This is a genomic window from Xanthomonas arboricola pv. guizotiae, from assembly GCF_002940205.1.
Classification (GTDB): domain Bacteria; phylum Pseudomonadota; class Gammaproteobacteria; order Xanthomonadales; family Xanthomonadaceae; genus Xanthomonas; species Xanthomonas arboricola_C.
In genome coordinates this window covers 1-25242 of sequence record NZ_MDSK01000035.1, presented here as the reverse complement: position 1 = coordinate 25242, position 25242 = coordinate 1, and the positions used below count along the sequence as shown (strand labels likewise).

Below are 25242 nucleotides of genomic sequence, written 5' to 3'. Positions count from 1 at the left end.
TTGGTCGCGCTTGCTGCGCATGACCATGGAGCGCGCAGGCCAGATACCGCTGCAGATGGACTTGCGCTATGGGCTCTGCGCCCGCTGGATCGCAGCGCTGCACGCTGCAATCGCGCGCACGCCCACACCAGGCCGGCTGAATGCCGCCAGGGCCGGCCTGCGCGGCCAAGCCCGCAGCTGCCGTGCAAAGCGCCGAACCGCGCAGCTTCCCGTGTAAAATGCGCGGTCTTTGACCGGAACAATGGCGAAAGCTTCTCCACGGGCGCCCCTGTCGGGCCCGGCGTTCATTCGCCTGCTTGCTCGCCTCACCGATGCCCACGTTGCCCAGTCCAACCATGCGCTCGCCGACCGGCTCAGCCAATGGATCGACTGGACGCGCGCGGTCGCCGTGTCCAGGGCGCTGGATGGCAAGCTGCCGGAGATCGACGCGCTGCCCGAGACGCGCAGACTGGACACCGAGGCCTGCGCCCGCGTGCGCACCGGGCTGGCGACCAGCAGCGTGGTCGAGCTGGATGGCGTGCTCGCGCGCGCGCGTCGCGATGCGCGCAGCGCCGCCGCTACCGACATCGACGCAGCGGCAGCGCCGCCCGCGCCCGACTATGCCCCGTTCCGCCAGCACTACCTGGCGATGCAGCGCGCGATGCGCACCGCCACCGGCGACCTGCGTGGCCGCCTGCGCGACATGCTGGCGCTGGAATCGGCGCCGATGGCGCGGCTGGCCGAGGTGGATGCGGTGATGGAGCTGACCTTGAGCCCGCGCGAGCAGACCCTGCTGAATCATGTGCCGAACCTGCTCGGCGCGCATTTCGAGCGCCTGCGCGATGCCGCGCAGGCGCACAACCCGGCACCCGACGGCGAGGCCGCGCCACGCGCAGTCTCCGACGGCTGGCTGGATGTGTTTCGCAAAGACATGCAGAGCGTGTTGCTCGCCGAACTGGATGTCCGTTTTCACCCGATCGAAGGCCTGCTCGCAGCGCTTCGTACCCGCTAACTGGGACCTCATGTTCAGAACTCTCGTCCACCTGTGTGTGTTTGTCGTCGGCCTGTTGGCGGTTTGCTGGGTCGGCATCGGTTATCTGGGCTCCAATCCGCTCGGCGCCTGCGTCGCGGCGGTGATCGGCGCCTGTTATGTGGCCGGCGCGCTGGAGCTGTACCGCTACCGCCAGGCCAGCGCGACGCTGGACGATGCGGTCACCGCGTTGACCACCGCGCCATCGGCATTGGGCGAATGGCTGGAGCGCCTGCATCCGAGCCTGCGCAATGCGGTGCGCCTGCGCATCAAGGGCGAGCGCGTGGCGTTGCCGGCACCGGTGCTGACGCCATATCTGGTCGGCCTGCTGGTGTTGCTGGGCATGCTCGGCACCCTGCTCGGCATGATGGCCACGCTCAAGGGCACCGGCTTCGCATTGCAGAGCGCCACCGACCTGCAGGCCATCCGCGGCGCGCTGGCCGCGCCGGTGGAAGGCCTGGCGTTTGCGTTCGGCACCTCGATCGCCGGCGTTGCAAGCTCCGCAATGCTGGGGCTGTTGTCGGCGCTGTGCCGGCGCGAGCGGCTGCAGGCGGTGCAACGGCTGGATTTGAAGATCGCCTCGGAGCTGCATCCGCATTCGGACGCGCACCAGCGTGGCGAAGTGTTCAAGTTGCAGCAGCAGCAAAGCGCGCTGATGCCGGCGCTGATCGATCGCCTGCAGACGCTGATGGGCAGCATCGAGCAGCAGAGCATCGCCGCCGATGAACGCCTGGCCGCGCAGCAGGCCGAGTTCCACGCCCGGAGCGAAGCGGCCTATGCGCGCCTGGCCACGGCGATGGAGCAATCGCTGCAGAGCGGCGTGGCAGAAAGCGCACGCGCGGTGGGCGCGGCCTTGCAGCCGGCGATGGAAGCGACCATGACCAGCATCGCGCGCGACACCGCCGCCCTGCACGAGCGCCTCACCCACGCCGTCCGGCAGCAACTGGACGGCATCACCAGCGGCTTCCAGCACAGCGCCAGTGCCGCGGCCGCGCACTGGACCAGCGCGCTCGCCGCGCAGGAACGCGCGCAGCAAGCGCTCGACACGCGGCTGCAGGCCACGCTGGAGCAGATCGCGCAGCAGACCACTGCCGTGCAGGACGGCGTCGGCACCGCCGTGCAGCAGCAGTTGCACGCGCTCAACGACGGCTTCCAGCACAGTGCGCAGACGGCCGCCGAGCACTGGCAGGCCGTGTTGGCCGCGCAGGAACGTGCGCAGCACGCGTTGACCGAGCAGCTGCAGACCACGTTGGCGCAGATCGATCAGCGCAGCCTCGCGGTGCAGGACGGCGTGACCCACGCGGTGCAGCAGCAGTTGACCGCACTCAGTGACGGATTCGAACGCAGCAACGCCGCCACGGCCGAGCACTGGGCCGCGGTGCTCGCCGAGCAGCAACGCGCAGGCGCGGCGTTGAATGCGCAATTGCAGGCCACGCTCGCACAGCTCGCCCAGCAGACCAGCGCGCTGCAGGACGGCGTGCAGCAGGCCGTGCAGCAGCAACTCGACGGCCTGAGCGGCGGCTTCGAAAGCAGCACCGCCGCCGCAGCCGCCACCTGGACCGCGGCGGTGGCCGAACAGCAACGCGCAAATCAGGCACTGACGCAGGAGTTGCAGGGCACGCTGGCCCAGTTCGCCAGCACCTTCGACGCACGCTCCAGCGCCCTGGTCGATGCGGTCTCCAGGCGCATGGATCAATCCAGCAGCGCGACCGCCAGCGCCTGGAACGCCGCGCTGGCGCAGCAACAGGACGCCAGCGCCGCATTGGCCGCCCAGCACCAGGGCGCACTGGCGGCCGCCACCGCCAGCTTCGACGCGCATGCCGCCGCCCTGGTCGGCACCCTGCAGCAATCGCACACCGAACTGCAGGCCGCACTGGAAGCCCGCGACACCCAGCGCCTGGCGCTGTGGAGCGAGCGCTTCAGCGCGATGAGCGCGGACCTGAGCACGCAGTGGGAACGCACCGGCGAGCGCGTCACCCAGCAGCAGCAGGCGATCTGCGACACCCTGGCCAGCACCGCCAGCGAGCTGTCCACGCAGGCGCAGGCACAGGCCAGCGCCACCATCAGCGAAGTGGCGCGCCTGATGCAGATCGCCTCCGAGGCGCCCAAGGCGGCCGCCGATGTGGTGGCCGAGCTGCGCCAGAACCTGTCCGAGAGCATGGTGCGCGACACCGCGATGCTGGAAGAACGCAGCAAGCTGCTCGCCACCCTGGACACCTTGCTCAACGCGGTCAATCACGCCTCCACCGAACAACGCGCAGCGGTCGATGCGCTGGTCACCACCTCGGCCGACCTGCTGCAACGCGTGGGCACCCAGCTCACCGAGCAGATCGGCAGCGAGACCGGCAAGCTTGGCGCGGTGGCCGCACATGTCAGCGGCAGCGCGGTGGAAGTGGCCAGCCTGGGCGAAGCCTTCGGCGTGGCGGTGCAGCTGTTCAGCGGCTCCACCAGCGAACTCAACGAGCGCCTGCAGCATGTTGCCAGCGCACTGGACGCCTCGCTGGCACGCAGCGACGACCAACTGGCGTATTACGTGGCGCAGGCGCGCGAGGTGGTCGACCTCAGCATGCTGTCGCAGAAGCAGATCATCGAAGAACTGCGCCAGCTCGATCGCGGCCGCGGCGATGCCGGTGAGGCCGCTGCCGGCGAGGCCAGCGCGGCATGAGCGACGAGATCGACATCGACGGCGAATCGGACACACCGATCTGGGCCGCCTTCGGCGACCTGATGTCGGTGCTGCTGGGCGCGTTCGTGCTGATCCTGGTCGGGGTGATCGGCGTGCAGCTGCAGCTGTCCAGCCGCCTGGACGAAGAGGTCAAACAGCGTCAGGCCGAAGCGCAGCGCCGCAAGACGCTGGAGCAGGCGCTGGCGGCGCCGCTGGCCGCCGGCCGCGTGACCCTGGTCGACGGCCGCATCGGCATCCGCGGCAATGTGCTGTTCGCCTTCAATTCCGATCAGTTGCAGCCGGAAGGCCGTGAGGTGCTGAAGACGCTGGCCGCGCCGTTGACTGAATACCTGGCGGCACGCGAGGAGATCCTGATGGTCAGCGGCTTCACCGACGACCGCCCGGTGCTGGGCGGCAACCGGCGCTACGCCGACAACTGGGAACTGTCGGCCCAACGCGCACTCACGGTGACGCGTGCATTGATCGCCGAAGGCGTGCCAGCCGCATCGGTGTTTGCCGCGGCCTTCGGCTCGCAACAGCCGGTGGATTCCAATGCCGATGAAACGCGCCGCGCCAGGAACCGCCGTGTGGAGATCGCACCGATTGCGCGCCCGTCCACCTCGCGTGCGTCTTTTGCCGCCAAGCCGACAGCGGCCACAGGCACGCGATGAGCACGCAGGCGACATCCGCGCACGCGCGCCTGCAGCGCTGGCGCAGCCAGGGCGCCGACCAGTTGGATCCGGTGCGTTTCCACCTGATGGAAACGCTGGCCGCGCGTGCCGGCACACAGGCCGAGCCGGTGCGCGAGGTGCTGGAAGACAAGCTGGGCAAGCTGGTCGATGCGTACGCGGCGACGGTGAAGCAGGCCGCGCGCCGCCGCGTCGCCAGCGCCGCTACACAGCCGTCGCAACGCAGCGCGCTGGGCGCACTGGCCGAGCGGATGGCAGGCCATGCGGCGTTGATGGAAGTGGACAGCAGAAAGACCGCCAGCGCCGATGCCACGCAGTTCCCCGAGCTGCCGGCGCTGGAGGATTTTCGTCGCACCTGGACCACGGTGCGCACCGCCAGCCAGGTGCGGCAGTCGCTGCAGGATGCCCCCAAGGATGCCGGCCCGCTCAATTCCAGCGTGCTGGTGCATCGCTGCATCGGCCTGATGCGCGAGTGCTCACCCGGTTATCTGCAGCACTTCCTCGGCTATGTCGATGCGCTGTCGTGGCTGGAACAACTGCACAGCGGTGGCGCGTTGGTCAGCGAGGACGCCGCGCCGGTGGCGCCGGGCAAGAAGCGCAGCAAGCGTGCCTCCACGCGGCGCAGCTAGCGCGACCCATCAATCGCGCTGGCGCTGCACGCACACGGCGGCTGGCTGAAACCCGCATGGCGCACGTGTGCAGCACGATCGCGGCCAGTGCGCTGGTCGGCGTTGCTCGCATCCGCCGACCAGCGCTGGCGTGGTCCATCAAGCACGCATGGTCGGACGTCGCCAGTCGGTGTCGATCACATGCCGGCGCTGATCAAAACCGCAACCGCACACCCACCGTCCAGCTGCGCGGCGCGCCCGGATACACCCACTGCTCGCTGTAGGAGAACGCGGCGTAGCGGCGGTCGGTGAGGTTCTCGACCTTGGCATACAGGCGTAGGCGCTCGCTCAGGTCGTAATGCCCGACCAGGCGCCACACCGTGTACGCAGGCAGCACGAAGTCGGTATTGCTATCCACCGAGCCCAGCCGCTCACCGGTATGCGACACGCCCACGCCCAGCGCCGCACTGCGCTTGCCGGTCAACGGCTGCTGGTAGTTGACGAAGGCATTGCCGCTGAAGCGCGGCACGTTCGGGAAGCGGCGTCCCTCGGCCAGGCCGGTACCGGCGGCGGCCTCACTGCTGCGCGTGACCTGCGAGTCGGTATAGGCCAGGCCCACCGAGGCGGCCAGGCGCGGGGTCAGCCGCCCGAGCAGATCCAGCTCCACGCCCTGGCTGCGCATCTCGCCCACCGGCAGCGAAAAGCTGGTGTCGGCCGGATCCAGGCTCAGCACGTTCTTCTTGTCGATGCGGAACGCGGCCAGCGTCGCTTCCAGGCCATCGCCGGGCTGCACGTACTTCAGGCCGGTTTCCAGCGAGCGGCTCTTCTCCGGCGCAAAACTCTGCCCGTCGGCCCCCACGCCGCTGTTGGGACGAAAGCCCGCCGCAGCACTGGCATACAGCGACAGCGCAGCGTCGACATGGAAGATCACGCCCGTACGCGGGCTGACCACGCCATCGGAGGCGCGCTGCGTGGCGCCGCGCAGCTGATTGTCGAGATCCTGCTGGTAGTGGTCGTAGCGCAGGCCGAGCAAGGCCTTCCAGCGCGCGCCAAGATCGAGCTGATCCTGCGCATAGACGCCCCACGCCTGCTGACGCTCCTCGGTATCGGTGATGGTGGCCAGCCGCCCCGGCTGCGCAACGCCGTACTGCGGTGCAAGCACGTCGATGCTGTACGGCGTGGCCGCAGAGCGGGCGCGCTGCTGGAAGCGGCTGTCGTCGAAGCGATTGCCGTCCACGCCGAACAACACGTTATGGGTGACGCTGCCGGCCTGCACGCTGCCGAGCAGTTCCGCACGCGCGGCGATATCGCGGCCCTGGTAATCGCGGTAGCGGCGCTCGCGGCGCAGCGTGCGCTCGTCGGCCTGCAGCGTCCACGGTTCGGTGGAAAAACCGCGCATGCCGCTGTCGCGATAGGTCGCCCCGCCCTGCAGCGACCAGGTCTGGTTCAAGCCATGCACCACGAACACCTGCTGCCCGGTGGAATGCAGATCGATATCGCCATCGCGCGGCTCGCCCAGAAAACGCCTGGCCGGCAGCCGATTGGCATCGCCATCGATGGCGGTGACGCCGCGATCGAACGGCGCATGGATGCGCACGCATTCCAGCTCGTAGGACACCGTGGTATCGGGCGTGGGCATCCACAGCAGCGAGGGCGCCAGCAGCGTGTTGTCGCTGTCGACGGTGTCGCGGAAGCTGTGCTGATCCTTGTGCATGACATTCAGCCGATAGGCCAGGTTTTCGCCCAGCGGGCCGGTGCTGTCGACCGCGGCGCGGTAACTGTCGAAGCGCCCCGCCGACAGATCCACGCTGTGCTGCGGCTGAAACAAGGGCTTCTTGGTGACGATATTGACCGCACCGCCGGGCTCGCCGCGCCCGTACAACGCCGAAGCCGGGCCCTTGATCACCTCGATGCTCTGCGTGTTGGCCGCATCGCGCAGGCCGTTGTAGCCGCGGCTGGCATTGAAGCCGTTGACCATGTAGTCCGAGCTGAAATTCGGGTCGCCGGTGAAGCCGCGCATCGAGTAGCTATCCCACAACCCGCCCAGGTTGTTGGCCTTGGTGATGCCGCTGGCCATCTCCAGCGCGCCGGCCAGATCGGTGACGCCGGCGTCCTCGAGCAGGGCCTGGTCCAGCACGCGCGCACTGATCGGCAGATCGCGCAGCGGCGCATCGGTCTTGGTGGCGCCGGTCACGCTCAAGGCGCGGTACGGCGTGTAGTGGCTGCGCACCTGCACCGCATCCAGATCGCGCGCCTGCGGCTCGGCCGCCCCGGCAAGCGGACTGACGCCTGCGCAGCTCAGTGCACCGAGCAAAGGCAGCGTGTTGGACAGACGGCGGCGCGGCGTGGACACGGACATCGGGCAGGACTCCTGAAGCACCCGGGCGCGCTGGGCCCGGGTCGCAAGTGAGACAACGAAGGTGAGGGGTGACACGCGGCTGCCGCTATGACGCAGGACCGGCGCTTGCGTCGAAACGTGGCGCGCGCCCGAAGTCCTCGCGCGTGAATGGGCGGTCGCGGAACAGATAGCCGTAATAGAACGTCCGCAGTGCCTGGTGATAGGCGCGGATGCGGTCCTGGTACGCCAGTTGCGCGCGCAGGTCGGTGCCTGCCAGGCGCGTCAACGCGGCCTGCAACGCCACCGGCGGCAACGCGCCGGCAACACGCTGCGCCAGTGCTTCGCGTCGCTGCAAACCTTGGCGATAGGCCGCGACCTGCGCGGCCACCTGTTGGTCGCCGTTTTCGTGGAAGGCGAAATACCACTTGTAATGGAACGCGCCGGTCAGCGGCGCCGAGTCTGCCCACTGCGGATTCTGCGCGTAGAAGGCCCGCATGGTGTCCTGGCGCGGAATGTCCCAGGCGTGGTTGACCGCCTCGCGCTGCAGCCGCGCGATCTCGCTGCCTTGGTTGACCGGCACTGCCTGATTGATCGCCACATGCGCCAACGCCGGTGCAACCAGCGCCAGCACCACCCAGCAGGTCGCCAGGGCGGTGGCATGCGCGGCAGGGCGCCAGTGGAGGCGCCCGACCAGCACCGACAGCAGCACCCAGAACAGCAGGTAGGCGCAGGTCAATGCCAGCACCGCGAGCTGTTGCAGCAGCGGCACCGCATTGAGGGTTGCGGCAATGACAAACGGCACGCTCAGACACACCAGCACCGCAGCGGCACGCACCGCCACGCGCCGCACCAGCAACGCGGTGCCCGCGCCCGGCAATGCGGCGAGCATGCGTGCGCGCCCGGCCTCGCGTTCGCCCGAACGCAGATCGAACAGCAGCGCGATCACGAACAACGGCAGCAGGAACACCAGCACGAAGGCGTAGTCGAAGCGCCCGGCCAGTGCCAGCTCCGGGTTGTAGCTGTCGCCATCGTGGATCTGCGCTTCCAGGCCCAGCGCGCGGACACGCAAAATGTAGGGCGACACATCGCGCATGCCCACCGCGGCAAATGCCAGTGGCGTGGGCACATCCCAGGTCGGATGGAAGCTGTAGTAGGCCGCGCTGCCGGCGTCGTTGGAGCGCGCCACATCGTCTTGCACCGCTGCGCTGTCCTCCTGCTGCAGCGCTGCAATGCGGGCGATGTTGGCGCGCTGCGCAGCGATGAGGTGCTGGCCGGAGAGCAGGCTGCACACCGTCAACACCGCCAGCAACAGCAGGCCGGCCAGCGCGGCGCGTGCGCGCAGCAACAGCAGCAGTTCGTATTTCCACAGCAGCATCAGCGCGCCACTCCCACACGCCGGCCGGCCACCACCAGCATGCACAGCGCCGCCAGCAGCCAGGCAGCGACCAGGCCGAGCGCCGCGCCTGCGGCGCGCAGCACCTCGGTGCTGGCCGGCGGCTGGAATACGAACACCGGGATCGCACGCCAATGCGCGGAGGAGATGCGCTTGCGTTGGTCGGCACCGGCATCCTGCGCGGTGTCGTCGGCCATGCTCACCGCATCGGCCTGCAGCTGGTTGAGCTGCTGCACCAGCGTGTAGCGGTAATGCTCGGCCTGGGCGAGAAACCGCTCGTGCGCACGCAGGTCGGTTTCTGCCAGCGTCATCGACAGCTCGCGCAGCGCAACCGTGGGGCTCAGCAAGGCGAACGTGCGCACCAGCAGATGCTGTCGCTGCTGGATGGCCGAATCACGCGCGGCATAGCGCTCGAACAGGCTCGCGGTGAGCCGCTCGCCTTCCAGCGCCAGCAGGCCCTTGTAGTTGACCGGCAGCTGTTCCACCCGCTGCACCCCATAGCGCGCCAGCGTCTGCTGCTTGAACTGCGCAAAGTGCGGATCATCCGGGTTGTGGCTGTCGCCGAGCGTGCGCAGGTCGCGCTGGATCGCCACGTCGGTCTCCAGCCGCGTCGGCAGGCGGTACCCCGCACTGGCCACATCCGGCGCCACGCGCGGCACCAGCAGGGCCAGCCACACCCACACTGCCAGCGACACCAGCAACGCGTCGCGGCCGCGCCGGCACAGCATCGACACCGACAGCACCAGCGCGCACCACACCAGCAGATACACCGCGTACGCCAGCACCAGCAGCGCGACCCGCAGCGCCTGACCCGGCAACGACGCGATCGGCAACGACGCGATCGGCAGCAGCCCGACCAGGGCCGGCAACAGGCAGGCAGCGGCCACCACCGCGAGCGCGAGATATTTGCCGCCGAGCAATTGCCCCCGCGTGGCGCCCTGCAGCAGCAGCGCGCGCAAGGTACCGGTCTCCTGCTCGCGCGCCACCGCGCCATAGCCGAGAAACACCAGCAGCAATGGCGCCAGCACCTGCAACACGAACGCCGGGGTGAGCTGGCCGAAGCGCACCAGCAGCGAGCTCTGACGCACGTCGCCGAAGTTGGCGGTGTTCTGACGATGGCCTTCCAGGAACATGCTGTTGCCGGTGAACGCATCCACGCCGGCATCGAAGGCGGCCAGCGCCGGCAACGGGCGATAGATGAAATGGCCGTAATGCACCACCCGATGCGGGTGGCGGTCCGGCTGCGCGTCGAAGGACTGCTGCGCGGCCAGTTGCTGGCGCGCGCGGAACTCGGCCACCTCGCGCTGATGATGCGCGGCGGTCAATGCCGCCACCAGCGTCAGCAGCATCAGCAGCACCACACCGATGGCAGCGGAACGGTTGCGCGCCATGAAACGCAGTTCCTCGCGCGCGACCAACAGCACAGGACTCATGCAGCCCGATCCTGCTCACGCGCAAAGCGCGCATGCAAGCTGCGTACGTCGAAGCCGCTGTCGCCGGCACCGATGTCTTCGGCAATGCGCCCGTGTTCCAGGAACCCGATCCGGTCGGCGACATCCACTGCGCCGAGCAGGTCATGCGTCACCATCAGCACCGCGCCACCGCGCTCGCGCACGCTGCTCACCAAGCGGTTGAAGTCACCAATGGCGCGCGGGTCCAGACCAGAGGTGGGCTCGTCCAGCAGCAGCACCGGCACCTGGCGCAGTGTGGCCACCGCAATCGCCACCTTCTGGCGCATGCCCTTGGAAAACCCCGCCAGCCGCTGGCGCCAGGCCTCATGCTGCAGACCTGCAGCGGCCAGCGCCTGGCCGATCTCGGCCTGGCCGCGGCGCTGGCCGGCCAGCGCGAGCAGGTAGTCGGCATTTTCCAGCGCGCTCAGGTGCTCGTAGAGCGCGACGTTTTCCGGCAGATAGGCCAGCCGCGCACGCGCGCCGCCAGGGTCGGCGACCGGGTCGATGCCATCGACCCGCAGGCTGCCGGAGGTGGGTTTGACGAAGCCGAGCAAGCTGGAAAGCGTGGAGGACTTGCCGGCGCCATTGCCGCCCAGCAAGGCGTAGACACTGCCAGGGGCGACCTGCAGATCCAGCCCCTGCAGCACGGCGCGGCCGCGGTAGGCCACGTGCAGGTTGCTGATCGAGATGGCGGGGGCGGCTTGAGAACTGGAAAGCATGGCAAGGCAATGGCTTAACAAAATGATACGTTATCACATTGCTTTCAACGCTTGCAGTAAACCGGGCGACGCCGCGTAAGCGCCAACCGGAGCGGCGAACGCGCGGTGCGATCCCGCTCGGACGACAGCACCACAGGAAGCAGGCTGCCCGGTGCGGCTGCGCGACCGTCGACGCGGGCGCGGCCCGTCAAACGTTACTGTATTACGAAAATGTCCTGCTGTTGCTGCAGCGCCGGAGACAGGGAACTCCCTGCACCGCGCGACCCGCGCCCAGGGAATGACCAGCCCTCCGACCCACGCAGCCCGCTGCAACAGATCGATGCGGCATGCCGCCCGCCGAACGCCGCTGCCGGTGCCGCCACCCAGGAGCAGCAAGCCTTGCCACGTTCCCCCTCAATCGAGATCCCGTACGTCCCACATGACCTCCGATACACGCCCCTTTGCCCCACACGCCTCGCACCCTCCCGCACCCGCTTCCGACAACGCCGCCGGGCCCGCCAGCCGCAGCACCACGCGTGCCGCTGCCGGCCTGCTCGCCGCAACCCTGTTCAGCGCTGCACAGGCCAGCGCGCAGCCCATCGACACCCGCGCGCCACTGCCGCCGGTACGCGCCTGGCACGGGGCCAGCGAGGCGTTGATCGTCACACCGGACGATCCGTGGAGCACGCCGGCAGAGCGCAACGCTTTCGCCAGCACCCCCAGCTATGACGAGACGCGCGCGTGGCTGGAACGCCTGGTCGCCGCCTCGCCGCTGCTGTCGCTGGAGGTGTTCGGCAAGAGCAGCGAGGGCCGCGACCTGCTGCTGGTCCGCGCACACAAGGGCGCGCCCGGCAAACCGGTGGTGCTGGCGCAGGCCGGCATCCACGCCGGCGAGATCGATGGCAAGGAGGCCGGCCTGATGCTGCTGCGCGATATCGCGCAACGCGGCAAGGATCACCTGCTCGACCAGGTGGATCTGGTGTTCGTGCCGATCTTCAATGCCGACGGCCACGAGCAGCGCGGCCCGCTGATTGGCGCCGCATTGCGTGGCCCGCAGCAACTGGGCTGGAACACCACCACGCGCGGCATCAATCTCAACCGCGACTACCTCACCCTGGAAGCGCCGGAAACGCGCGCGATGGTCGCGTTGCTGCATCGCCTGGATCCGGCGCTGTATATCGACCTGCATGTCAGCGGTGGGCTGGATCATCAGTACGACATCACCTTCACCTTCGCCGGCTGGGGCACCTATGCGCGCTCGCGCGCCACTGCCGACTGGCTGCGGCAAGGCTTTACGCCGGCGGTGAACACCGCATTACGCAAACAGGGCCACGAACCGGCCATCTACCCGAGCCTGATCGACGAGGACGAGCCGCGCTCGGGCCTGCGCTACGCGCCGGAAGGCCCGCGCTATTCCACCGGGTATGGCGACTTCGCCGGCATCCCCACCGTGCTGGTGGAGAACCATCGCCTGAAGCCGTACCGGCAGCGCGTGCTGGGCGACTATGTGCTGCTGGAAGCAGCACTGCGCGTGGTTGCCCGCGATGCAGGCAACATCGATGCGGCCAAGCGCGCCGATCGCGCCGCCGGCCCGCAGGAACTGATGGTGGCCTGGGAACGCCTGCCACAGCCGATTGCCCAGGTGCCGTTCAAGGGCGTGAGCCACACCCGCGCGTTGTCGCCGGTGTCCGGGCGGCAGGAACTGCGCTGGGAGGGTCGCGATGAAACCTGGACCATGCCGGTGATCGGCTATCGCCAGACCCAGGCGGTGCGCTACCCGCTGGCCTGGTGGATCCCGCCCGGCAACGACGATGTGGTGGAACTGCTCAAGGCGCACGGCATCACTTACGAACGCCTGCAGCAGCCGCGCCAGCTCCAGGTGCAGCAGATCCGCGTAGTGAAGGATGCCGGCATGCAAACGCCGCATGCCGAGCACGTGGAAGAAACCTTCGCCGCCGGCAGCGTCCGCGTACCTGCCGATCAACCGATGCGCATGCTGGCGGCCGCGTTGCTGGAGCCGCAGAGCAGCGACTCGTTGCTGGCCAGCGGACGTTTCCGCAATGCCGGCAGCCCCGACAGCGGCCTGTACGGCGCCGAGCTGGTGGACGTCAGCGAGCGCGTGCTGCGCAACGATGCCGCCCTGCGCGCCGCCTTCGAACGCAAGCTCGCAGACGATGCCGCATTCCGCGCCGATGGCGATGCGCGGCTGCAATGGATCTATGCGCGCTCGCCGTATGCGGCGATCACCGGCTGGCGTTATCCGGTGCGGCGTCAGCTGGCGGAGTGACCCTGCGCATTGCCGATTGCACGCTGTGGGATCGGCAATGCGGCTCGAGTTTCTTTCGCATCGCGCATCGCGCATCGTGCAAGGCCAGTGGCGACGGCAAAGGCGACCGCATCGGCATCGATCACATCAGCCACGCACCGCAGCGCGCTCAGCGCAGCGCCGGCGCTTCCACCGGCGCATGCTCGGCCATCAACGCACTCACCCACTCGATGAACACACGCAGCTTGGCGCTGACATGCCGGTTGGGCGGGAACGCGATCGACAGCGGCATCGGCTGCATCCGCCAGTCCTCGAACAGCGGCACCAGTTCGCCACTGGCCACATGCGCCCTGGCCATGTACACCGGCAACCACAGCACGCCCATGCCGGCCAGCCCCGCGGCCAGATAGGCATTGCCGTCGTCGGACGCCACCACGTAACGCCCTTGCAGGTGCACCGCTTCGCTGCCGCGCTGCATGACATAGGGCACGGTCTTGCCGCTGCGCCAGCGCATGAAGCCGACACAGCGGTGCCGGGTGTTTTCCAGTTCGCGCGGATGTGCCGGCATGCCCAGCCGCTGCAGATACGCCGGCGCCGCGTATATGCCCGCCTGCAGGTCGCCCACGCGGCGCGCGATCAGCGACTGATCGGTGATGGTGCCGCCGCGCACCACGCAATCCACGTGCTCGCCGATCAGGTCCACGCGGCGATCGCTTACGCCCATGTCCAGCTGGATATCCGGATAACGCGCATGAAAGGCCGGCAGTGCCGGCATCAGGATCAGGCGCGCCAGCGGGCTGGGCACATCCACGCGCAGGCGGCCGCGCGGCAGCGCCGATGCATCGGACAGGCTGGTCTCGGCATCGTCCATGTCCGCCAGCAGCCGCAGCACGCGCTCGTAGTACGCCGCGCCATCGGCAGTGACATGCACCCGCCGCGTGGTGCGGTTGAGCAGCCCCACGCGCAGGCGTGCCTCCAGCTGCTGCACCAACTGGGTCACGCTGGCCCGGCTCATGTGCAAGGTCTCGGCCGCCTTGGTAAAGCTGCCGGTCTCCACCACCCGCGCAAACGCCTGCATCGCGTCGAACCGGTCCATCGCCACTCCCGACTCCAAGATTGTTTGGATTCTACAAACAGTGCTGGTCGGCATCGCCGATTTATCGCGCGCAGGCAAGCACCTACGCTGCCTGCCTGTTCCGATTCGACACCCGACGGAGGTCACCATGGCAACACGTGAGGCAGTTTTTCCGCAGGGGCGGCACGCCCTGTACGAGCGCCACCGCTATTCGCCGGCAGTCCGCGCCGATGGCTTGCTGTTCGTCGCCGGCCAGGTCGGCAGCCGCGAAGACGACTCGCCGGAACCGGAGCTGGAGGCAGAGATCGCCCGCGCCTTCGCCAATCTCGATGCCATCCTCGCCGCAGCCGGCTGCAGCACGCAGGACGTCGTCGACGTCACGCTGTTCATGCTCGACCCCGACGTGGTGTTCGAGGCCATGTGGGACACATGGGTGAGCTACTGGGGCCCGGCACCCTACCCCACCGTCACCGCAGTGGGCGTGACCTGGCTGGCCGGCTTCCGGCTCGAGATCAAGGTCGTGGTAAAACTCCCAACACGACAGCAGTAAACGTTTCCAGTAACTTGCCGGTTGTCTCGCGTCGCCTCTGCATGCAGCCGAACCAAAATCTTCGCTGGCCGCAACGCGCTGGCAATAAGTAACTGCCACGCCCGCTCGAAGTAACTCAAGAAAACGCCACGCCTGGCTCGCCAGTGCGTGGCTTTATTTTTGTGCGTGCACCCAGAGCAAACGCGGCGTTTGTCCATTTCCAGCTGAAAAATTCGGCTTTTCCTTGCCTCTCCCCTCACCGGTTGCGCCGGTCATCGGCAGGCCCTGGGTGCGGACGATTATGTCCGAAGATGCTGATGGCAGCTGTTTCAAACACGCAAATCGGGCGCCTCGATAGGGCAAAACTATCGTCAAACGCTTGTGGCGCTGTCGATGCTTAACCGGTTTTTCCAGCCCCCTGACCCAGCTGGTCTCGTTGTTCCAGCTGCAGCCTGCGAGCGCACCGCGACTGGAAAAAGAGGTCGCATAGTCGACCAAGCGGATCGTCTCGCGACGTATCCGATGCCCTCTTCTGCATGGACTGCAGGAGGGGGGGTTTTTTGTGTCCGCCGGTGGCGAACGCAGCGCAGGCCCGGCACCGTTGCAAAGCGAGCCACGCGCGTCCTGTGCCGAGGACCGGCACTACGGTGTTCGCGACTGCATCCCCGCAGCCGTCTATCTGACCGCGGGTGCCGGCATACCCCGACCTCCACGCGGGTGCTTGTCCGACAGCAGCGACCGCGCCCTGCTGATGGCGCAGCTATGCGCCATCGCAAAAGACCGACGCGGCCGGCGCATTGGTGCGCTCCAGGCATAACCACTCGCTTATTGCCTGACAGCCGTATGCCAACCAATGCGCAAAACTGGTCACAGTTTTGCCGGAAAAACTGGCGCGGCCGCACATTCCTCACGCCTACGTCACCACCAAGCAGCATTTGCATGCGATAGCTGTCGCGCTCGCTAAGACAGCGAGCCAACTGTCCCCCATCAGCGCGCGTTCCGCTGAGCGTCGATCTGCCCCCGGCAGCCGGCGATGGCGTCGTGCGTCCGATTGATTTTCCAGGAGATTCACTGCCCATGCGCTTCCGGACTTTCTTCGCCGTTCTGCTGTTCACCGCTGCCAGTGCCAGCGCAAACGCCCAGGTCGTCACCCTCAACAAGGGCGGCTACACCTTGCGCTACGACTGCACCAACCACACCGCGTTGAGCTACGAGTACGTGCTGCAGGCCGATACCGGCTCGGCCGCGCGCCCGTCCAGTTTCAATCTGGACACCGAACTGCCCAGCGGCTGCGCCGGCCAGACCTCCACCGCCTCCTACGCCAGCGTGCGCACCGGCTACGATCGCGGGCACCTGGTGACCTCCAACCACATGGACTACAACGCGACCTACATCCGTCGCGCCAACCTGATGTCCAACATCGTGCCGCAGGTGTCCAGCTTCAACCAGGGCATCTGGGTGCGCGCCGAAAACGTGGCCGAGTGTTACCGCGACATCGCCAGCGTGCAGGTCTACGGCGGTGTGATCTACAGCGACACGACCAACGATTACTTCCTAAGCAGCCACGGCATCCGCACCCCGGACTTCTTCTGGAAGACGATCATCACCGCCAACCCGGGCGGCGGCACCCGCGCGATCAGCTGGCTGATTCCCAACAGCGCCAACCTCGGTTCGCTGGACAGCTACATCCTCAGCATCGACGAACTGGAAGACCTCCACGGCGCCAGCACCATCGGCATCACCGCACCGGCCGCCGTCAAGGCCATGCTGCCCGCCACCACCTGGCCGCAGCCGAGCAATTGCGACCTGGGTTGAGGGCGGCTGCCCGCTTCTCCAGCCACGTCGATGAAGAGCGGCTGACGCCATTTGCGAGCAGTCGTCAGGTGGGTGCGGATGGCGCGTCCGAAACCAGAGTGCCCGAATGGCCCTTGCCGATGCCGGGCACCGGCCATGCCCGCCTGGCGCTGAGCGCAGCAGCCTGGCCAGCCGCTCTACATCGCTGGGCATTGATCCAGCAGACAAGGCCCGGGATTCCCGGGCCTTGTCGTTGCAGGCAGCGGCACGCCTGGCCTGCGGCAACGCGCACTCAGGCATCGGGCGCGGCAAGCGCCGCAAACCAGTCAGCGTACGGCGTGTTCTTGACCAGATGGCGATTGAAGTCCTTGGCACCATCGCTCCACCACACCGGGCCGCGCTCTCCCAGCGCCGTCTTGGCACGATCGACCGCCGCACGCGCTGCAGCCAGCCGCCCGGCATCCTCGTCGCGCCTGGCCGCCTTGACCGCGCGTCGCGCGTCCATCAAGGCGCCGACCAGCCCGGCACGCACGTCTTCGCGCAGATGCGGGTTGGCGGTACGCCAGAGCCGGCCACGCACGATCAGATACCGGCCATCGGGCGTGGTGACCGGTGCAGCGGCGGCGGCCGTCATTGCCAACGCACTCGCAAACGGCCCTGTAACGTCGGGCAGACCAAGCCGTGCCTACTCGACCCGCGCAAAGCGCGGACGCGCAACGCCGTCCACCTCGACCTGCTCGACGAACATCGCATACGGCCGCACCCACAGACCGACCTCGCTGTCCAACGGGCGATAGAGCACCAGCGGGGCCAGCGTTTCGCTGCAGCGCACGACGCCGAGCACGTCATAACGGCCGCCCTTGAAGTGGCGGTACTGGCCCAGCGCGATGCTGGGCAATGGCGACAGGGAGGTGTCCATGGATGTCACAGGATGGGCAATCCGCAAGTCTAGGCAGCATGGCCGGCCGCAGCCAGCACATGCCGCGCAACCGGCATCCTGCCGGTTCAGCGATGCACGGCTGCGTGCAACGCTGCCACGCGCCTACTGGTCGTTCTCTTCTTCTTCGTCGTCTTCCGCGCCCAGGTCGTCGTCGTCGTCGACCGGGTCTTCGATGCCATCGTCGTCATCGATCTCGCTGTCCTGCGCAGGCCCTTCCTGGATCGGCGCATTCTCCCGGCCCGGCGCCTTGACGCCATCGGGCGGGGTCGGATCGTCTACGCCGCGGTTGCCGTTTTCGTCGTTGCTCATGGTCTGCTCCAGCGGTAAAAGACCGCACAACCACCCTCCTCCCACCGATGTGACGCGCACGTGTGTCCTGCACGATTGCAGCGCCCCCGTGCGACCACGCGTGAGACGAACGAGCGCGACTGCATCCGGCCGGCGCCTGTGGCCGTAGTGATGAGAACGCCCACGGAGTCACCCGCATGCCGAGCCTGATCTGCGACCTGAAAGACCTGCTCGCCGCCTGGAAGGCCGAGGCCGGAACCTTCGATGCCTGCGACATGCCGGCCTCCGCGCTGGCCTTCCGCGACTGCCACCGTCGCCTGTCCGCGTTGCTGGACGAACATGCATGCCACGCCGCGGCGGCGACGGCCGAACTGGCCGCGCACGAGCAGCCGAGCTCAGTGCCCCAGCTGCAGGCGCGCGTCATCGCGCCGATGGGTTCCTAGGGTTTCGATCAGCGTATCTGGCCTGACTCACGCCGATCACCTCGACCTTGGCGCCGTGCGCGCGCAGCTTGAGCACCACCCGATCCAGCGCCGCCACCGCACTGATGTCCCAGAAGTGCGCGTGGCTCGGATCGATCAGCACCTTCCGGCGTGCCCGGGAAATCGAAGCTGGCCACGAACTGCCCGGCCGATGCAAAGAACACCTGGCCGCGCACCGCATACACGCACCCCCCGTCGTCACGCTCGCTGGCCTGCACCTGCAACATGCGCCCGACCTTGCGCGCAAACAACAGCGCCGACAGCAGCACTCCGGCCAGCACGCCGCGGGCCAGAGCGTGCGTCCATACCGTGACCACGACGGTGCCCAGCATCACCACCGACGAACTCCCCGGGTGCGTGCGCAGATCGCGTAGCGAGCCCCAGCTGAAGGTGCCGATGCTGACCATGATCATCACCGCCACCAATGTCGCCATCGGGATCTGGCGCACCCAGGGCGCGCCATACACCACCATCAGCAGCAGGACGAAGCCGGCCACCAGGCACGACAGGCGACCGCGCCCGCCCGAGCGCACATTGATCACCGATTGCCCGATCATCAGGCAGCCGGCCATGCCACCGAAGCACCCGGCCAGTTCGCCAGCCCCTGCCCTGCACATTCGCGGTGACGCTGCGACGGGGTGTCGGTGAGGTCTTCGACAATCTGCGCGGTCATCAACGACTCCAGCAGGCCCACCACGGCCAACGTCGTCGACACCGGCAGCAGGATGCGCACGCTGTCCCACGTCAGCGGCACGTCCGGCAGCAGGAACACCGGCAAGCTGTCGGGCAGACGGCCCATGTCGCCCACGCTGCGGATGTCGATATGCCAATACGCGCACACCGCCGTCAGCACCACGATGGCGACCAGCGGCGAGGGAATCGCCGTGGTGAAGCGCGGCAGCAGATAGATGATGGCCAGGCCCGCTGCACACACCGCATGCACCGGCCATGGCATGCCGACCAGCTCCGGCAACTGCGCCAGGAAGATCAGGATCGCCAACGCATTGACGAAACCGGTGATCACCGAGCGCGAGACAAAGCGCATCAATGCGCCCAGGCGCAACGCCGCGGCGATCAGCTGCAGCACGCCGGCCAGCACGGTGGCCGCCAGCAGGTACTGCAGGCCGTGGTCCTTGACCAGGTCCACCATCAACAACGCCATTGCGCCGGTGGCGGCCGAAATCATGCCGGGCCGGCCACCGGCGATCGAAGTCACCACCGCAATACAGAACGCCGCGTACAGCCCGACCTTGGGGTCGACGCCGGCAATGATCGAAAAGGCAATGGCTTCGGGAATCAGCGCAAGCGCGACCACGATGCCGGCGAGCACATCGCCACGCACGTTGCCAAGCCATTGCTGGCGCAATGAGAAAACTCTGGACATTGAAACGACTCCGCGCACCGGCAAACACACGGCGCGAATACATGAACGTCGAACACCTGGACCTTCGCAGCAACTGCGAGCGCGTGATGCCTCAGGTCAGGGTGGTGTCATGTGTCGGAAGAGATCGTTTTGGAAGAGTCTTCATGCTAACGCGCTGCTATCGGTCTGCACAACCCGATGGCATGCTGCTGCGCACGCGCGTCGAATAGTGGAGGATGAGCAACGCTGCCAATGCGTGAGCACCACCAACGCGCAGGCCGCTGGAAGCTGCGTGCTGGCATCGCGTGCTACCGCTGGCGATGGGCCAGCTGCATGCGTCGCGGGCGCAGGGCGTTGCGTGAGACACCGTCTGCACGCAGTGGATCTACCGGGCCAGCACGCGCCCCGTCGCTTCAGCCGCTGCCGGCAGCGCGTGGCTCAGTCGTCGCCGAGCACACGCTCGCCCATCAGTTCGCGTTCGCGCTTTTCCAATTCTTCGGCATAGCGCTTGCGCACGAAGCTTTCCGACAACACGCCCAGCACCTTGCGTTGTGCATCGATCACCGCCAGCTCGTCGGCCTGCGTGGCGTCGAAGACCTTCATCACCGCCACGATGTCGGTGTCTGCCAGCAACGCCGCATCGCGGTGCTTGGCGTAGTCGCTCACCGGCGCATCGGCCTGCACGTTGTCCGCATACAGCACTGCCAGCGGCACCACACCGGCGTAATGGCCGGCGGCGTCTTCCAGCACCACGCGCTGCGTGGACCCCAATGGAAACCGCCGGCGAAACTCGCTCACCGTGGTGTCGTGCGCAGTGTGGTTGGCGTCCTTGCGCATCATCTTGCCGGCCGACAGATTGCGCACCCACCCCACGTCGCGTGCGCTGCGGATGTTCTCGCCACGCAGATGCAGGCGCCAGGTGGAGAACGAATAGCCGAACACCTGGCGCACCACGGTGTTGGCCACCAGCACCGCCACCATCACCGCGCTCGCCAGTACAAAGTCGTGCGTGCCTTCCAGGATCAGCATGGCCATCGTCATCGGCGCGCCGACAATGGCTGCCGCCAACGCGGCCATGCCCACCAACGAAGCGCTGGTGATGTCCACCGCCGCGGCGCCGACCAGCAGGTTCAGGAACACCGCAAACAGGCTGCCCACCAGCGAGCCCATGAACAGCGAAGCGAAGAACAGCCCGCCACGGAAGCCGAAACCCAGCGAGATGCCCGACGCGATGCATTTGAGCACCAGCAAACCGGCCAATACCTGCAGCGTGCTGCTGCTGGTCAGGTCCAGATGCAGGGCGCCATGTCCCGACGACAGCACTTGCGGCGAATACATCGCCAACGGTATCAGCAGCAACCCGCCCACCACCGGGCGCCCCCAGAGCGGCAGCTCGATCCGCCCCACGGCGCGTTCGATACCGGCCACCAGCCGCATCACCGCGATGCCGATCAACGCGCAGGTCAGCCCCAGCGCGATGTAGATCGCATAGTCACGCGGCTGCAATTGATAGGCGACCGCCGCCGGCAACGAATACGGCGCGGCACCGAGCGCGTTGGCCATGAACGCGCCGGCCAGCGCCGCTGCGGCCACCGGCGCAAGCGCCGAGGGCGTATAGGCGCCGATCACGATCTCAAACGCGTAGAACGCACCGGCCAGCGGCGCCCCGAACGCACCGGCGATCGCGCCCGCCGCGCCGGCACCGACCAGCGTGCGCATGTCGGCCCGGCGTACCCGCAGGACACGGCCCAGCTGCGAACCGGCGCCTGCGCCCATCTGCGTATAGGTCGCCTCCAGCCCCACCGATGCGCCGAAACCGTTGGACAGCAGCGTCTGCACCGCAACGATCAGGTTGTCGCGCATCGACATGCGCCCGCCGTGCAGGGCATTGGCTTCCACCGCATCCACCAGCGGCCGCTTGCGCCGCCGCGCCAGCAAGGCCACCAGGCCCACCAGCAGGCCGCCCAACGGCAACACCAGCAACTGGGTGGCGGTGATCGATTCGGCGGTACTGAGCCGCTCGCCCGGCGCAAGCGCGTACAGCCAGGCCTGCAGCGCGTGCGCCATGCCGGCCTGCATCACCATCAGTGCTGCGGCGATCAGCCCCACCACGGCTGCCAGCCCGATGAACCACAGATCGTTGGCACGCAACTGCCGGCGCAACCACTCCAGCGGCCGTCGCCAGGATGCTGCCGCCGGGTGCACGGCGTGCGTGGGGTTGTGAGGAAGTGGCTGCATGGAAGACCAGCGCTCCGCCGGATCAGGGTGCCGGCGCACGGGAGACGTCAGCGATGCGGCCTAGTGTGCAGCAACCTGGCTGACCTGCCGCAGTCTGGCCGCGACAGTGCACGCAACGAACACAGCGACGGCAGCGGGCGCAGGCCACGCGCCGGGGGACGACACTCTCACCCCAGTGCACACAGCGGCTTTTCCCCGGGGCGCAAGGTCAGCACACGCACACCGGTACGCGTGACCGCCACGGTGTGCTCGAACTGCGCCGACAACTTGCCGTCGCGCGTATGCACCGGCCATTGATCCGGCTCGGCGCGGATCGCCGCGCTGCCCTGATTGATCATTGGCTCGATGGTGAACACCATGCCTTCCTGCAGTTGCATCCCGGTGCCGGCATGCCCGTAGTGCAGGATCTGCGGCTCTTCATGCATCTGCCGGCCGATGCCATGCCCGCAATATTCCTTCACCACGCTATAGCCCTGCTCACGCGCATGCCGCGCGATCGCATGACCGATATCACCTAGCCGCGCGCCCGGACGCACCGCGGCAATCCCCTTCCACATCGCCTGATAGGTGGCCTGCACCAGCCGCCGCGCCGGATACGCCACCTCGCCCACCATATACGTCGTGCTGGAGTCGGCGATATAGCCGTCCTTTTCCAGCGTGATATCCAGATTGACGATCTGCCCGCTCCGCAGCACGTCCGCGGCCGCGGGCACGCCATGGCACACCACATCATCGATCGAGGCGTTGAGCACGAAGGGAAAGTCGTACTGGCCCTTGCTGGCCGGCCGCGCGCCTAGCTCGTCGACGATCATCCGCTCGACGACGTCGTTGAGTTCCAGCGTGCTGCGGCCTGCCAGCGGCAGCTGATCCAGCGCATGGAACACCTGCGCCAGCAGCGCACCGGCGTTGGCCATCAACGCAATCTCCGCCGGCTGCTTGATCATGTCCGCGCCGGTTTCAGGGATTGCGGCCGCACGCCTGCCGCGCGCAGTTCCTGCGCCACGATGTCCTGGAACGAGGATTCCGGATGCATCTCGCACAGCATGCCGACCTTGATCCAGAACGTGGCCTGCGCGTTGATCGACCGGCTGGTCACCGTGCACGCGCGGCGCAGCTGATCGTGCAGTTCGTCATCGATAGTGACGATGCCCATGCAAGCTCCAATGTCATGAATATGCGGATCGCATATGAAACGTATATCCACACACAGTGCCGGCAGTCGCCTGCAGCCGCGCTCGCTGAGCGCCAGGCAAACGCAGCTGGGAAGACTTGAGGCCGAGCAACGCTAGTGACCGGCAACCGGCGAGCGTGCGCCCGCCGCAAAGCCATGCTGTCGGGCACGCCATGCAATCAGCAGCCCGATTGCCAGCAGCAAGGCCATGGCAACCGGAAAGGTCTGCGCGCCCCATCGGTCCAGCAGCACACCGCCCACCACGCCACCGCCGGCGATGACGCTGTTCCAGGCAACCACGTTGAGCGACAGCGCAACATCGGCGCCTTCGCCTGCGCTGTCGGCAAGCGCGGTCTGCAGCAGGGTCGCCGCGCCGCCAAAGGTCAGGCCCCACACCGCCACACATCCGTAGACCACAGGCTGCACGTTTTGCAGCAACGCCAGCACCACTGAGATCGCAAGGAACGTCGCCAACGACACCAACACCGTGCCACGCAGGTGCTGCTCCACCAACCTTGCCGCCACGCCGATGCCGACCAGTGCCGCAACGCCGAAGATCAACAGCAACACGTCCACGCGATGTGCCAGCCCCGCGTGTGCGGCGAACGGCGCCACATAGGTGTACAGGATGTTGTGAGCCAGCATCCACGCCATCACGGTGGCGAGCACCGGGCGCACGCCCGGCGTGCCGAGCACCTTGCGCAGCGGTACCCGCTGCGCTGCGGACTGGCCGGGGTAGTCGGGCACCTCCAGCAGCACCCACACGATCAGGATGAGCGTCAGTCCGGACATCGCGGCGAACGCGCTGCGCCAGCCCAGTATGCCGCCCATCCAGGTGCCCAGCGGCACGCCGAGGGAAAGCGCAACCGGCGTGCCCACCATCGCAATCGCCATGGCCCTGCCCTGCTGTGCCGGCTGCACCATGCGCCGCGCGTAACCGGCAAGCAGGCTCCACGCCAGGCCTGCCGCTGCGCCGGCAAACAAGCGCGCCACCAGGGTCAGCCCGTAACTGGTCGACAGTGCGGTGACCGAGTTGAACAGCAGGAAGCCGACGATGGTGAGCAACAGGACGTTACGCCGCCTCCACTGCTGGGTCGCAATGGTCAGCGGAATTGCGGCAATCACCGACCCAAGCGCGTAGGCGGTCACCGTCTGCCCGGCCAGTGCCGGGCTGATACCGAGGCCTGCGGACATCTGCGGCAGCAGTCCTGCCGGAAGGGTTTCGGTCACGATGCAGATGAAACCGGTCATGGCCAGCGCCAACAGCGCGGCGACGGGCAATGGCGGCGGGATCGCGCTGGCAGTGGATGCAGTTGGAGAGGTCACACGCTGTCCTTCGTTGGGGGGGAATGCCGGCCAGGTTTTTACATATATATCGATCGATACACATCAAGACCAGAAAAACAGGTCTCCGTCCTGAGACCTGCCTACCGGCACCACTGAGTGTTTGTATATGTATCGCTCGGTATATATATCTGCAGGGCAACCGCGTTGTCAATGACATCCGTATCGACTAGTCTTGATGTAGACATCGGAGGGCGCCATGGCGCAAATGGGAAGGCCGCGCAGCTTTGACCGTGACGCCGCGGTGGAAGAGGCGCTTCACCTGTTCTGGGAACAGGGCTACGAATCCACCTCGTTGAGCCAGCTCAAGGCCGCGATTGGTGGCGGCATCACCGCGCCCAGCTTCTATGCCGCCTTCGGCTCGAAGGAAGCGCTCTTCAAGGAATGCATGGACCGCTACCTGGCGACCTACGCCAGGGTGACCCACTGCTTGTGGGACGCCGCGCTCGGCCCCAGGCAGGCGGTGGAGCTTGCGCTGCGCCGCTCCGCCAAGATGCAGTGCGAGCGCGGCCACCCGAAAGGCTGCATGGTCACGCTGGGAGTGATGAGCGCGCCGTCACCGGAGCTCTCGGCACTGTGCGCACCGCTGACGCGCTCGCGCGCACGCACGCGCGCCGGCATCCGCGCCTGCGTGGACCGCGCCATCGCCGGAGGAGAACTCGGGCCCGCCGTGGACGCCGCCGCACTGACCTGCGTGTTCGACAGTTTCCTGCTCGGGCTATCCACGCTCGCCCGGGATGGCATGAGCTTCAAGGCGATGGATGCCGCGATCACGCAGCTCTTGGGCCTTTGGGACGCCCAGGCGCGCTAGAGCGTGTTATGAACTTTGCTCTTGTCACGCTAACGTATACGGATGAAGCCTCGTAAGCCATATCCGACCGATATTTCCGACGAAGAATGG

22 protein-coding genes, 1 other RNA gene and 1 pseudogene are annotated in these 25242 nt (G+C 67.4%); 9 read left to right on the top strand and 15 right to left on the bottom strand.

All coding sequences use genetic code 11. The features are described 5' to 3' along the window. Nucleotides 1-241: 241 nt before the first annotated feature. From XarbCFBP7408_RS17870 to XarbCFBP7408_RS17855, 4 genes are read left to right on the top strand one after another with little or no spacing between them, the layout of a single operon-like run. Nucleotides 242-991, top strand: coding sequence for a DUF3348 domain-containing protein (locus tag XarbCFBP7408_RS17870; RefSeq protein ID WP_181106843.1), 750 nt, complete (start codon nucleotides 242-244; stop codon nucleotides 989-991). Between the two features lie 10 nt (nucleotides 992-1001). Then, nucleotides 1002-3674 (top strand): DUF802 domain-containing protein, encoded by a 2673-nt coding sequence (locus XarbCFBP7408_RS17865; RefSeq protein WP_104564097.1) that lies wholly within the window; start codon nucleotides 1002-1004, stop codon nucleotides 3672-3674. Then, a complete protein-coding gene (locus tag XarbCFBP7408_RS17860) occupies nucleotides 3671-4345 on the top strand; it encodes an OmpA family protein (protein ID WP_104564096.1) in 675 nt (224 codons plus the stop codon). The genes XarbCFBP7408_RS17865 and XarbCFBP7408_RS17860 overlap by 4 nt, the downstream gene beginning before the upstream one ends. Next, entirely contained in the window at nucleotides 4342-4992 is a 651-nt protein-coding gene (locus XarbCFBP7408_RS17855) for a DUF2894 domain-containing protein (protein WP_104564095.1), read from the top strand. Before XarbCFBP7408_RS17860 ends, XarbCFBP7408_RS17855 begins: the two co-directional genes overlap by 4 nt. Before the next feature lie 193 nt (nucleotides 4993-5185). Here XarbCFBP7408_RS17855 and XarbCFBP7408_RS17850 read toward each other — a convergent pair whose 3' ends face one another. The 4 genes from XarbCFBP7408_RS17850 to XarbCFBP7408_RS17835 all read right to left on the bottom strand — a co-directional run bounded on the left by XarbCFBP7408_RS17850 (nucleotide 5186) and on the right by XarbCFBP7408_RS17835 (nucleotide 10872). Beyond that, the gene (locus XarbCFBP7408_RS17850; protein ID WP_104564094.1) at nucleotides 5186-7330 is read right to left on the bottom strand and encodes a TonB-dependent siderophore receptor; all 2145 of its coding nucleotides are present in this window, start codon (nucleotides 7328-7330) and stop codon (nucleotides 5186-5188) included. Between the two features lie 85 nt (nucleotides 7331-7415). After that, a complete protein-coding gene (locus XarbCFBP7408_RS17845; RefSeq protein ID WP_104564120.1) occupies nucleotides 7416-8684 on the bottom strand; it encodes a DUF3526 domain-containing protein in 1269 nt (422 codons plus the stop codon). Further along, on the bottom strand, nucleotides 8684-10135 hold the full coding sequence (locus XarbCFBP7408_RS17840; RefSeq protein ID WP_104564093.1) for an ABC transporter permease: 1452 nt from the start codon (nucleotides 10133-10135) through the stop codon (nucleotides 8684-8686). Before XarbCFBP7408_RS17840 ends, XarbCFBP7408_RS17845 begins: the two co-directional genes overlap by 1 nt. Next, nucleotides 10132-10872, bottom strand: a complete 741-nt coding sequence (locus XarbCFBP7408_RS17835; RefSeq protein ID WP_104564092.1) for an ABC transporter ATP-binding protein — start codon at nucleotides 10870-10872, stop codon at nucleotides 10132-10134. Before XarbCFBP7408_RS17835 ends, XarbCFBP7408_RS17840 begins: the two co-directional genes overlap by 4 nt. A gap of 418 nt (nucleotides 10873-11290) precedes the next feature. Here XarbCFBP7408_RS17835 and XarbCFBP7408_RS17830 point away from each other — a divergent pair, with 418 nt between their 5' ends. Beyond that, on the top strand, nucleotides 11291-13138 hold the full coding sequence (locus tag XarbCFBP7408_RS17830) for a M14 family metallopeptidase (protein ID WP_429001411.1): 1848 nt from the start codon (nucleotides 11291-11293) through the stop codon (nucleotides 13136-13138). A 148-nt stretch (nucleotides 13139-13286) separates the two neighbouring features. On the opposite strand, the gene XarbCFBP7408_RS17825 is transcribed toward XarbCFBP7408_RS17830, so the two are convergent. Then, a complete protein-coding gene (locus XarbCFBP7408_RS17825) occupies nucleotides 13287-14213 on the bottom strand; it encodes a LysR substrate-binding domain-containing protein (RefSeq protein WP_429001410.1) in 927 nt (308 codons plus the stop codon). Between the two features lie 127 nt (nucleotides 14214-14340). Here XarbCFBP7408_RS17825 and XarbCFBP7408_RS17820 point away from each other — a divergent pair, with 127 nt between their 5' ends. Next, nucleotides 14341-14742 carry a Rid family hydrolase gene (locus XarbCFBP7408_RS17820; protein ID WP_104564090.1) on the top strand — a complete coding sequence of 134 codons (402 nt, stop codon included), beginning with the start codon at nucleotides 14341-14343 and terminating at the stop codon, nucleotides 14740-14742. Between the two features lie 153 nt (nucleotides 14743-14895). Here the strand turns inward: XarbCFBP7408_RS17820 and XarbCFBP7408_RS22475 are convergent, their stop codons facing one another. Beyond that, nucleotides 14896-15219, bottom strand: coding sequence for a hypothetical protein (locus XarbCFBP7408_RS22475; protein WP_146093786.1), 324 nt, complete (start codon nucleotides 15217-15219; stop codon nucleotides 14896-14898). 579 nt (nucleotides 15220-15798) lie between these two features. Here XarbCFBP7408_RS22475 and XarbCFBP7408_RS17815 point away from each other — a divergent pair. Further along, nucleotides 15799-16536: a DNA/RNA non-specific endonuclease gene (locus tag XarbCFBP7408_RS17815; protein WP_104564089.1), complete on the top strand. Its 738-nt coding sequence runs from the start codon at nucleotides 15799-15801 to the stop codon at nucleotides 16534-16536. Nucleotides 16537-16575: 39 nt separating this feature from the next. Here XarbCFBP7408_RS17815 and XarbCFBP7408_RS17810 read toward each other — a convergent pair. The 4 genes from XarbCFBP7408_RS17810 to XarbCFBP7408_RS17795 all read right to left on the bottom strand — a co-directional run bounded on the left by XarbCFBP7408_RS17810 (nucleotide 16576) and on the right by XarbCFBP7408_RS17795 (nucleotide 17764). Next, a non-coding RNA gene (locus XarbCFBP7408_RS17810) (sX9 sRNA) lies at nucleotides 16576-16651 on the bottom strand. A 156-nt stretch (nucleotides 16652-16807) separates the two neighbouring features. After that, entirely contained in the window at nucleotides 16808-17149 is a 342-nt protein-coding gene (locus tag XarbCFBP7408_RS17805; RefSeq protein ID WP_104564088.1) for a hypothetical protein, read from the bottom strand. A gap of 51 nt (nucleotides 17150-17200) precedes the next feature. Then, nucleotides 17201-17434: a DUF1653 domain-containing protein gene (locus XarbCFBP7408_RS17800; protein ID WP_054592652.1), complete on the bottom strand. Its 234-nt coding sequence runs from the start codon at nucleotides 17432-17434 to the stop codon at nucleotides 17201-17203. Nucleotides 17435-17557: 123 nt separating this feature from the next. Continuing rightward, nucleotides 17558-17764, bottom strand: a complete 207-nt coding sequence (locus XarbCFBP7408_RS17795; protein ID WP_104564087.1) for a hypothetical protein — start codon at nucleotides 17762-17764, stop codon at nucleotides 17558-17560. Nucleotides 17765-17940: 176 nt separating this feature from the next. Between XarbCFBP7408_RS17795 and XarbCFBP7408_RS17790 the strand changes: the two genes are divergently transcribed. Beyond that, nucleotides 17941-18186 carry a hypothetical protein gene (locus tag XarbCFBP7408_RS17790; protein WP_104564086.1) on the top strand — a complete coding sequence of 82 codons (246 nt, stop codon included), beginning with the start codon at nucleotides 17941-17943 and terminating at the stop codon, nucleotides 18184-18186. Here XarbCFBP7408_RS17790 and XarbCFBP7408_RS17785 read toward each other — a convergent pair. From XarbCFBP7408_RS17785 to XarbCFBP7408_RS17765, 5 genes and pseudogenes are all read right to left on the bottom strand, one after another. Then, nucleotides 18139-19609: pseudogene (locus XarbCFBP7408_RS17785) on the bottom strand (SulP family inorganic anion transporter). The gene XarbCFBP7408_RS17790 and the pseudogene XarbCFBP7408_RS17785 sit on opposite strands and share 48 nt — an antisense overlap. 417 nt (nucleotides 19610-20026) lie before the next feature. Continuing rightward, a complete protein-coding gene (locus tag XarbCFBP7408_RS17780; RefSeq protein ID WP_104564085.1) occupies nucleotides 20027-21826 on the bottom strand; it encodes a chloride channel protein in 1800 nt (599 codons plus the stop codon). Between the two features lie 167 nt (nucleotides 21827-21993). Next, entirely contained in the window at nucleotides 21994-22770 is a 777-nt protein-coding gene (gene map / locus XarbCFBP7408_RS17775; RefSeq protein WP_104564084.1) for a type I methionyl aminopeptidase, read from the bottom strand. After that, on the bottom strand, nucleotides 22767-22979 hold the full coding sequence (locus tag XarbCFBP7408_RS17770) for a ParD-like family protein (protein ID WP_104564083.1): 213 nt from the start codon (nucleotides 22977-22979) through the stop codon (nucleotides 22767-22769). The genes map and XarbCFBP7408_RS17770 overlap by 4 nt, the downstream gene beginning before the upstream one ends. 132 nt (nucleotides 22980-23111) lie before the next feature. Further along, nucleotides 23112-24323 carry an MFS transporter gene (locus tag XarbCFBP7408_RS17765; protein ID WP_181106839.1) on the bottom strand — a complete coding sequence of 404 codons (1212 nt, stop codon included), beginning with the start codon at nucleotides 24321-24323 and terminating at the stop codon, nucleotides 23112-23114. Nucleotides 24324-24540: 217 nt separating this feature from the next. Here XarbCFBP7408_RS17765 and XarbCFBP7408_RS17760 point away from each other — a divergent pair, with 217 nt between their 5' ends. After that, nucleotides 24541-25152: a TetR/AcrR family transcriptional regulator gene (locus tag XarbCFBP7408_RS17760; protein WP_104564081.1), complete on the top strand. Its 612-nt coding sequence runs from the start codon at nucleotides 24541-24543 to the stop codon at nucleotides 25150-25152. Nucleotides 25153-25242: the final 90 nt, after the last annotated feature.

Bases quoted from the DNA above. Each gene is read 5' to 3' on its own strand.
- XarbCFBP7408_RS17870 (WP_181106843.1), top strand. From the start codon at position 242: ATGGCGAAAGCTTCTCCACGGGCGCCCCTGTCGGGCCCGGCGTTCATT.
- XarbCFBP7408_RS17865 (WP_104564097.1), top strand. From the start codon at position 1,002: ATGTTCAGAACTCTCGTCCACCTGTGTGTGTTTGTCGTCGGCCTGTTG.
- XarbCFBP7408_RS17860 (WP_104564096.1), top strand. From the start codon at position 3,671: ATGAGCGACGAGATCGACATCGACGGCGAATCGGACACACCGATCTGG.
- XarbCFBP7408_RS17855 (WP_104564095.1), top strand. From the start codon at position 4,342: ATGAGCACGCAGGCGACATCCGCGCACGCGCGCCTGCAGCGCTGGCGC.
- XarbCFBP7408_RS17850 (WP_104564094.1), bottom strand. From the start codon at position 7,330: ATGTCCGTGTCCACGCCGCGCCGCCGTCTGTCCAACACGCTGCCTTTG.
- XarbCFBP7408_RS17845 (WP_104564120.1), bottom strand. From the start codon at position 8,684: ATGCTGCTGTGGAAATACGAACTGCTGCTGTTGCTGCGCGCACGCGCC.
- XarbCFBP7408_RS17840 (WP_104564093.1), bottom strand. From the start codon at position 10,135: ATGAGTCCTGTGCTGTTGGTCGCGCGCGAGGAACTGCGTTTCATGGCG.
- XarbCFBP7408_RS17835 (WP_104564092.1), bottom strand. From the start codon at position 10,872: ATGCTTTCCAGTTCTCAAGCCGCCCCCGCCATCTCGATCAGCAACCTG.
- XarbCFBP7408_RS17830 (WP_429001411.1), top strand. From the start codon at position 11,291: ATGACCTCCGATACACGCCCCTTTGCCCCACACGCCTCGCACCCTCCC.
- XarbCFBP7408_RS17825 (WP_429001410.1), bottom strand. From the start codon at position 14,213: ATGGACCGGTTCGACGCGATGCAGGCGTTTGCGCGGGTGGTGGAGACC.
- XarbCFBP7408_RS17820 (WP_104564090.1), top strand. From the start codon at position 14,341: ATGGCAACACGTGAGGCAGTTTTTCCGCAGGGGCGGCACGCCCTGTAC.
- XarbCFBP7408_RS17815 (WP_104564089.1), top strand. From the start codon at position 15,799: ATGCGCTTCCGGACTTTCTTCGCCGTTCTGCTGTTCACCGCTGCCAGT.
- XarbCFBP7408_RS17805 (WP_104564088.1), bottom strand. From the start codon at position 17,149: ATGACGGCCGCCGCCGCTGCACCGGTCACCACGCCCGATGGCCGGTAT.
- XarbCFBP7408_RS17800 (WP_054592652.1), bottom strand. From the start codon at position 17,434: ATGGACACCTCCCTGTCGCCATTGCCCAGCATCGCGCTGGGCCAGTAC.
- XarbCFBP7408_RS17795 (WP_104564087.1), bottom strand. From the start codon at position 17,764: ATGAGCAACGACGAAAACGGCAACCGCGGCGTAGACGATCCGACCCCG.
- XarbCFBP7408_RS17790 (WP_104564086.1), top strand. From the start codon at position 17,941: ATGCCGAGCCTGATCTGCGACCTGAAAGACCTGCTCGCCGCCTGGAAG.
- XarbCFBP7408_RS17780 (WP_104564085.1), bottom strand. From the start codon at position 21,826: ATGCAGCCACTTCCTCACAACCCCACGCACGCCGTGCACCCGGCGGCA.
- map (WP_104564084.1), bottom strand. From the start codon at position 22,770: ATGATCAAGCAGCCGGCGGAGATTGCGTTGATGGCCAACGCCGGTGCG.
- XarbCFBP7408_RS17770 (WP_104564083.1), bottom strand. From the start codon at position 22,979: ATGGGCATCGTCACTATCGATGACGAACTGCACGATCAGCTGCGCCGC.
- XarbCFBP7408_RS17760 (WP_104564081.1), top strand. From the start codon at position 24,541: ATGGCGCAAATGGGAAGGCCGCGCAGCTTTGACCGTGACGCCGCGGTG.